11 protein-coding genes are annotated in these 7,375 nt (G+C 35.9%); 6 read left to right on the forward strand and 5 right to left on the reverse strand.

Annotated features, from left to right (window positions below; genetic code table 11):
* Positions 1-192: 192 nt before the first annotated feature.
* Entirely contained in the window at positions 193-462 is a 270-nt protein-coding gene (locus FXV77_RS21655) for a hypothetical protein (RefSeq protein WP_148921335.1), read from the reverse strand.
* A 181-nt stretch (positions 463-643) separates the two neighbouring features.
* Between FXV77_RS21655 and FXV77_RS21660 the strand changes: the two genes are divergently transcribed.
* Positions 644-1,234, forward strand: coding sequence for a ParA family protein (locus tag FXV77_RS21660; RefSeq protein ID WP_148921336.1), 591 nt, complete (start codon positions 644-646; stop codon positions 1,232-1,234).
* Positions 1,231-1,449 (forward strand): ribbon-helix-helix protein, CopG family, encoded by a 219-nt coding sequence (locus FXV77_RS21665; RefSeq protein ID WP_148921337.1) that lies wholly within the window; start codon positions 1,231-1,233, stop codon positions 1,447-1,449. Before FXV77_RS21660 ends, FXV77_RS21665 begins: the two co-directional genes overlap by 4 nt.
* A 34-nt stretch (positions 1,450-1,483) precedes the next feature.
* On the opposite strand, the gene FXV77_RS21670 is transcribed toward FXV77_RS21665, so the two are convergent.
* From FXV77_RS21670 to FXV77_RS21680, 3 genes are all read right to left on the reverse strand, one after another.
* The gene (locus FXV77_RS21670) at positions 1,484-2,458 is read right to left on the reverse strand and encodes a replication initiation protein (RefSeq protein ID WP_148921338.1); all 975 of its coding nucleotides are present in this window, start codon (positions 2,456-2,458) and stop codon (positions 1,484-1,486) included.
* A gap of 462 nt (positions 2,459-2,920) precedes the next feature.
* Positions 2,921-3,211 carry a type II toxin-antitoxin system YafQ family toxin gene (locus FXV77_RS21675; protein ID WP_148921339.1) on the reverse strand — a complete coding sequence of 97 codons (291 nt, stop codon included), beginning with the start codon at positions 3,209-3,211 and terminating at the stop codon, positions 2,921-2,923.
* Positions 3,208-3,459: a hypothetical protein gene (locus tag FXV77_RS21680; protein ID WP_148921340.1), complete on the reverse strand. Its 252-nt coding sequence runs from the start codon at positions 3,457-3,459 to the stop codon at positions 3,208-3,210. Before FXV77_RS21680 ends, FXV77_RS21675 begins: the two co-directional genes overlap by 4 nt.
* A 403-nt stretch (positions 3,460-3,862) precedes the next feature.
* On the opposite strand from FXV77_RS21680, the gene FXV77_RS21685 reads away from it, so the two are divergent.
* The 4 genes from FXV77_RS21685 to FXV77_RS21700 are packed head-to-tail and all read left to right on the forward strand — an operon-like array spanning position 3,863 to position 7,173.
* Positions 3,863-4,195: a plasmid mobilization protein gene (locus tag FXV77_RS21685; RefSeq protein WP_148921341.1), complete on the forward strand. Its 333-nt coding sequence runs from the start codon at positions 3,863-3,865 to the stop codon at positions 4,193-4,195.
* Positions 4,161-4,904: a relaxase/mobilization nuclease domain-containing protein gene (locus FXV77_RS21690; protein ID WP_148921342.1), complete on the forward strand. Its 744-nt coding sequence runs from the start codon at positions 4,161-4,163 to the stop codon at positions 4,902-4,904. Before FXV77_RS21685 ends, FXV77_RS21690 begins: the two co-directional genes overlap by 35 nt.
* Before the next feature lie 3 nt (positions 4,905-4,907).
* Positions 4,908-5,375, forward strand: coding sequence for a hypothetical protein (locus FXV77_RS21695; protein ID WP_148921343.1), 468 nt, complete (start codon positions 4,908-4,910; stop codon positions 5,373-5,375).
* A complete protein-coding gene (locus tag FXV77_RS21700) occupies positions 5,359-7,173 on the forward strand; it encodes a type IV secretory system conjugative DNA transfer family protein (RefSeq protein ID WP_187444215.1) in 1,815 nt (604 codons plus the stop codon). The genes FXV77_RS21695 and FXV77_RS21700 overlap by 17 nt, the downstream gene beginning before the upstream one ends.
* 11 nt (positions 7,174-7,184) lie before the next feature.
* Here FXV77_RS21700 and FXV77_RS22385 read toward each other — a convergent pair.
* A partial coding sequence (locus FXV77_RS22385; protein WP_222867855.1) for a hypothetical protein occupies positions 7,185-7,375 on the reverse strand: 191 nt, incomplete at its 5' end.

Here is a 7,375-nt window from a genome sequence, read left to right on the forward strand (position 1 = left end):
GTTTTGTAAGGTATCCCGACAAAAAGGGAACTTTATCCCCGACAAAAAGCGAACATTTTAGGTGTCTACTTTGGCGTGGAAGTGGTTTAAAGTGATGTTAAGAAGAGATTTGTAAGGTATCCCGACAAAAAGGGAACTTTAATCCCCGAAAAAAGCGAACATTTTAGGTGTCTACTTTGGCGATGGAGTGATCTATCTGTAACTATTTATGTGCTGGTTGTTGAGTGAATCAATTTGATCGTTTGTAAGGTTTAGGGTAAGACCATTGACAAAAGTAAGCGTACTTCTCTCTACAATTATTCCCTGTTTCTGAAAATCGATAATAATATCGTTTTTGATTTTGTGTGTTTCGTTGATAGTACTCGTATTATCCTCCCAAGTCCACTCTTCATTATCAAAGTCACTTGATGCATTTTTTGGATTGTTTTGGGCAAATAATTCCCCCCAATTCTCTCGTGCCATATTTCTTGTTTTTAAAGCTATTTCTGTTTATATATTTCTAATATAATTATTTTTCAGAAGATTGTTGTACAACGTATTGTAGTGTACACTACAATACACGCAATATTAGAGTTGTTTTTATATATTTGTAAATACGTATTTACGTAAATACGTATTTACGTAAATATAACATGTAACGCTCATGCCTAAAATAATAACCATTGCCCATCAAAAGGGGGGAGTTGGAAAAAGCACACTTGCTATAAACCTTGCGCATTACTTTGGTCGTAATGTTAGAACTGCTTTGACAGATACTGATCCCCAAGGATCAACTATGCAACTTCAAGGTATGACACAGGGGATAGACATAGTGCCATACAACAAAGATACTTTCGAAAAGGATTATGATGTTATATTCGTGGATACGCCTCCCTATCTCATGAATAACATGAAGCCTATATTTATGCAATCGGATTTGGTGATCATTCCAACAAAAGCAGGTGTACCCGACATCATGGCCATACGTGCGACCGTGGAGCTGGTGAAAGAAGCTCAGAACGAAAAAAAAGACCTTAAGGCGGTTATCGTACTGAACATGGTAAAGCCCAGGGCTAACATTACCGATCAGGCAAAAGAGCAGCTAAAAGAATATGATTTACCCATTCTTTCGGAAGTAGGCGACAGGGTAGCATATACAAATACGTTTCTCACTGGGGGGGTCCATTCGGGAAGTGATGAAATGGCAAAAAAAGAAATCGAGGAATTAACAAAATCAATATTGGAATTACTATGAGCAAAGACCCATTCGCTAAACTCAAAGAGATTAAACAAAACGATGTCCCTAAACAAAAGGTCGTGCCAGTAAAAGAGCGTAAGAGAGACAGCGAACAAAGCTATACTTTGTGGCTTGACAAGGAGCTGATTAAAGCCCTTAAAGTTCGTGCCCTGGAAGAAGATACCAATGTTAAAAACTTGGTTGAGGAAGCAATAAGGCAATATTTAAAGTAATAACGTATTTACGTAAATACGTTATTACTTTAAATTAGTCATTATAAAAATTGTGGTCATTCTTTGCTATCGTCCGAACCAATCCCCCATAATAGGATAAAGAATTTTGAGTTTCAATAGCCTCGTCTTCGATTCGTTTTAATCTATCACCAAAAGGTTTTAAACGCTTATTTTGCACCAAGTGGCCTATCAGCTTGTTACAGTATTTATCGTCATTAGGGAAGATAGAACGCAACAAATTCATGGTATACCTTAAATATTGTTCTTTTTCGACCTCAATTTGCTTGTACACTCTTTTAGTGTAAGCTATTCTAAATTCAAGAGTTCGGTCAAAATCTTCATTCCCACGAGGCTTTTTATCAGACTTTAAAGTAATACAGACATCGGATCGACCTTGCTCAAACAACTTGTTTATATCTTCTATGGCGGGGATAATTACCCAGTTTTTGAAGTCTCGATACTTTTTGTATTTATCTTCTAGAGCAAGCTTAAAACGCAACTCTTCTGCATTGATATTAAAAACGCCAGTGCCATGAAATTGGCTAAACATCATGTATAATCGTTGAGCGTGTTTATTCAACTGGAGAATAGTTTGTAATTGATATTCGGTATAGCCTTTAGCAATATCAACCATGTAGGGCATAAGCTTGTGCGAAACCTGTAATTCCCATTTTTTAACATCGTATTGATATTCCCCATAATTGATTAAGCCCACATTCAACCATCGTTTGCCATCATCAATTTCAAAATCCTTTTGTCGCAAAGACTTAATCGCTGTTTTTATTCTCTTCAAATTTGTTTCCTTCTCATCAATATCATTTAGATGAAAAAAGATCTTATAGTCAATCTCTCCAAACAAAGTGCGGTTGTGTTCAAAACCCTCTCTATTCAGTAATAATTGAATGTTTTTAATGATGAAGACTAAAACTTTCATTTCTGTATCACTAAACAAATACCTTGCTTGCGTGATCACATTAGGCTGATTAAGGACAGAAGGTTTATTTTTCATGATATAAATGTGAGAAAAAAAAAGTATTCTATCAAATTATACTTGTTTTTTTTAATTTAAGGGTATGCAATTTCTCACATTTTAAAAGTTAAGGGTATGCAATTTCTCACATTTACCTATGCAATTTCTCACACAAACCTTTGTAATTGTTTGACACACAGTGTCTCCCAGAAGTTATAAGGAATCCATAAATTTTCCTTTATAAGAATACCTAAAGAATTTCTAAGAGAGGTCATTTAGAGGTATGCAATTTCTCACATTTTGAAAGACTCAAACTTGAAAAATAACAAGGGAAAAGGAAGAAACCTATTAAAAAAGAAGTTGCGCGCCTCCAGATTGTCATATTAAAGTAATATAAATTAAATATCAGATAGTTACGTCTTTAACGATGATTAAATAATGTATAAAGTTCTTGTTTGCTGATCTACGGGCACGCAGTACTACCCTTTCGATTTCTGTCTTTTAGGAAAAAAGCTCCGAATGACTACCCACTCGAATTAAATGTATTTTGTTTACTGGCTCATCCTCTTGTTCCCATATCAATAACAGATCAGGGAATATATGGCATTCCCAAGATCCCTTATAGTTTCCAACCAATGTATGTGGCTTCATTCGTTGGGGAAGTCCTTCATGCCCATTTTGGGCCAGTAGTCGGAGGGTTAGCTGTATGGCTTCTAGTTCCTTTTTTTTCTTTAGGAACTTTTTGTAATCTTTTTTGAATCGAGTTGATGGAAATACTGTGTATGCGCTCATTTTGCTAAGTCTGCAAAGAGTTCATCCATGTCCGTATATCCTTTGAGGTTTGCTCGTTCCTGTCTAGCTTCCTTAATAGCACGCTTTGTTTCATCGTTCGGCTCATGGAAGCGGGTGGCATCAGCAAGCACCGTTTCGATATAATTATTTACGCTTCTATTTTCTCTTTTAGCCAACTTTTCGATGTAATTATACAGTTCCCTATCAAGACGCAAGGAAGTCGATTTCTTTAAACTAATTGTATTCATAATGATATTATTTTAAATACAAATGTAATCATTTTTTTCCGTAAACAACCGACCGAAGGGAGCCAGCGAGACGAAGTTCGCAAGCCGAATGATGTGCGGATGGGCTAGTTAAAATTCTCCGACTCAAAAATCCAATATCTTCGATATGGATTTTTATCGCTCCGAATTTTTAGGCTTAAATGTCCAGTTCGACAAAAGAAACTAAGTCGTTTCTTTGCCTCCTTCCCATTTTTCGCCTATATTTATTACGCCAAAAGGTCAAGAGGTGTGCTTGTACGTACAAATTCTGCGAATTTGACGTCCTAAGCACCTCTTGGATTGCTCCCGGAGGGTCGCAATCGCCTTTCATTCCTGGTCACGGTGTGTCCAGGAATGAAAGGGCTTCAAAACAAGTTTTTCATCCATGAGCAAAACACAACGAATAGAACTTAGAGTCTCATTACTCGATAAGAAGCTTATCGAAATCAATGCTAAAAAATCAGGATTGAGTATAAGCCAGTATTTAGTTGACTGTGGTTTGCATCGAGTAATCAAACCACCACCAAGTGAAGAGCGGTTATCTGTTTATAAAGAGCTGGCAAAATTCCATCAAAATTTTGTTTACATCTCCAATTTAATCAAGAATAATAATGCTCCAGAGGTAACACTTGAAGTCAGTAAGGTTGCTAGAGAACTGCTCATACATTTAGAAGAAATTAGGAATGGTAAGCAAAGCGAAAAGCACGAAGGGGAGTAGTCAAGCGATTGATTACGTTATGAACGACAAAGAGAATGGTGAGGCATTGATCTTGGATAGCAATGGAATCGTAGGAACTACGGGCAAAGATATTCTTCAAGAATTTAGATTTGTCCAGGAGAGTAATCGAAATTGTGTAAACAACACCATATCAATGGTAATTAGCCCAAATCAGGAAATAGGCAAGGATTTAAGCAACAAGGAACTTAGAGAAATATTGCATAGCCAACTTGAAAACCTGGGTCTCAAGGATCGGCAATATATTGCGACCGTGCATGCATCGACAGAAACAAAGCATATCCATGTTCTTGTTAATCGTATAAATGAAAAGGGACAAGCTATAAGCGATAGTTTTTTGAGTAAAAGAGCACAGGAAAGTGCGGAAAAAATAGCTAGATCAAAGGGATGGAAAACGGCTAAGGATATACAAAATGAAAGAAAGCTAGAAGCAAAGGAAATACGATTAAAAGTAGAAAATACGATAAAGAAGGATAAACCTCAAGATATCAAAAGCTATTTTGAAAGCTTGCATAAGTCTGGGCTTAAAATCGATATCATCCGAAGTAAAGTAAATAATACGATATCAGGGTATAGAATAGAGGGTTTCAAAGCATCTGATATAAGCCGAAATCTAACCCTAAATAAAGTAGAAAAGAGTATAAAAACAATTATAAATTCTCTATCCAAGGATAGAGGTTATTCTAGATAATCTATGGCAAAAGAAGTAACTAATCATCAATTGGGGATTGCCCTGGCATCATTGATAGAGCAGCAAGAAAAGACCCAAAAAAAATCTCTGCAGGAACAAGAAAGAATATTAGGGGAATTAAAAGATTTGGAACAGCGATTTAATGAGCGGATATCAAACGTTAATTTTTCGGTCGATACAACTGATTTAAGTCGATATAACGAAGAAATAGCTAGAACAAGCAGAGAAGCTAGTGAAAAAACAAAAAAAGCCTTAAACAGCTTTATTTTATCCCCCTACTTAATAATGATTTTATTCTTTTTGGTTGGTTTTTCTGCTTTTTCAATATGGTTCAGTTTCTCAAAAGTAAGCGAGGTTCAGAAAAAAGTAGATGAAATGCAGGGTTACTACGATCATACGACAGAATATTTTAAAGAGCATCCTAAAGATTGGGATAAAATTAAAAATTGGAAAAATGGGAACAATAATTAAATATGGGTTTTATCTGTTTGCCTTCATGATTGTTTTAAGTTGTTTGTTGGTAAATGTATTTGGTCTGATGGCTCCTTTTGTAAATGGAGAGGAAACAGTTCCTGTAATGGGATTAAATATTCCTTTATCGAATGCTAATAGCACATTAAACGATAATATTTGGATATTTTTATTTTCTGCTAGTATTTGGCTTTTGGCATTTGGTTTTGGAGTTTTTAAACAAAGAAATGCGTTAACGGGGCTTATTATTCTAATGATCGTATTTGGAATAGCTGACTACATTTCAAAAAATGTTCCTGACAGTAAAGAATATATCCATTATTCATTTGTCGGTTTAGCTGGTCTTTCTGGTCTGTATAGAGTTATAAAAGATAGGAGGCCAAAGCCTAAAAAAATCCCATTTGCAAAAGGAGAAAGTAAAGAAAATCACACTCTAACTTTTGAAACAGAGAAGGGGAAAATACACCTTGATAATCCATTTAGAGGCATCTATGTACAAGGGGGAGCGGGAAGCGGAAAGAGCAAAAGTATATTTGAACCTATCATAAATCAACTGGCAAATAAAGGATTTTGTGGCATATTATATGATTTTAAAAGCCCTGAGTTAACAAATAAAGCTAGATCAGTTTATTTAGGTAAGAATATAAAATTTGCCAATTTAGATTTTAAGAATCCTGACTTATCGGATAGATGTAACCCTATAAGTCCAAAGTACATAACAAAAAGCGGTGTGGCCATGGAATTTTCCCAAACATTGGTCAATAACCTGATCCCAACCAGTATAAAAAACGATGATTTTTGGTCGCAAAATGCAAGAATGATTTTGTCTGGTGTAATATGGTATTTAAGAGAAGAAGCCCCTCAATATTGTACACTTCCTCACGTTATAAGCCTACTTCTTCACAATGATATAAAGGAAGTAGTAGATACAGTTAGTAAAAACCCTGAATCAGCAGGGATGGTGGCCAGTTTAAGACAGAGTTTAGAGAGAGAGGCCCATAATCAAACATCAGGAATAATCAGTACTATTTTCACGACCCTTTCACGCTTAAATACCAAAGATATCTTTTGGTTATTGTCTGCAGATGATATTAACCTGGACTTGAACAATAAAGAGAATCCTACATTTTTGGCGATAGGAAACGATAGTACATTGCCTCAAACGTATAGCCCTGTTATATCGTTGATTTGTAACAGTGCATTACGCCAAATGAATGAAGCAGACAAGTGCCATAGTGTTGTGTTATTAGATGAAGCCCCAACATTATATATTCCAAATATTGAGCAGATTCCTGCGACCGCTCGAAGCAATAAAATTGCTACCGTTTTTGGGGTGCAGGACTATTCTCAATTAGTTGATAAGTACGGAAAGGACAAAGCTGAAGTACTTCTTTCAAACTTGGGGAATCAGTTTTTTGGAAGAACTACAAATGAAAATACAGCTTCTAAAATTGTGAATTTGTACTCAAAAGAAGATCGAACTTTTGAAACAAGGAGTAAAGGAACAGGAACAAATGGCACATTGATACATTTTGGGAGTAATACCAATAAAGGGAAGAATGAGAGTGTCCAGGAGAGGAATAGAGTAAAAGTAACGGACTTAATTAATTTATCTGCAGGGGAATTTTACGGGATAATCGCAGAAGGAACCCCGAAAGAGTTTTTAAAAACAAAATTTAAGTCATATGAACTCGAAAGCTATTCGATATCTAAGGGTACCTTAGAGAGTGAAAAAATGTCTGTAAATTATGAAAGGATAGTTAGTGAAGCAAAATCTATATTAGAAATATACGGGTAAAAAAATACTTTCTAGACTAGATCGGGAAGAAGATCCCCACACTCATTAGTGGCCTGCGAGCTGCGCCTCGCTAACTCCCTTCGGTCGGGTTTATAAGGGTATCCCGACCAAATGGGAACATTTTGGGTGTCTACTTTGGCGTTGAAGTGGTTTAAAGTGATGTTAAGAAGGGGTTTTGTAAGGTATCCCGACAAAAAGGGAA

It is taken from the genome of Sphingobacterium phlebotomi (genome assembly GCF_008180195.1).
In the GTDB taxonomy this organism is placed as follows: Bacteria; Bacteroidota; Bacteroidia; order Sphingobacteriales; family Sphingobacteriaceae; genus Sphingobacterium; species Sphingobacterium phlebotomi.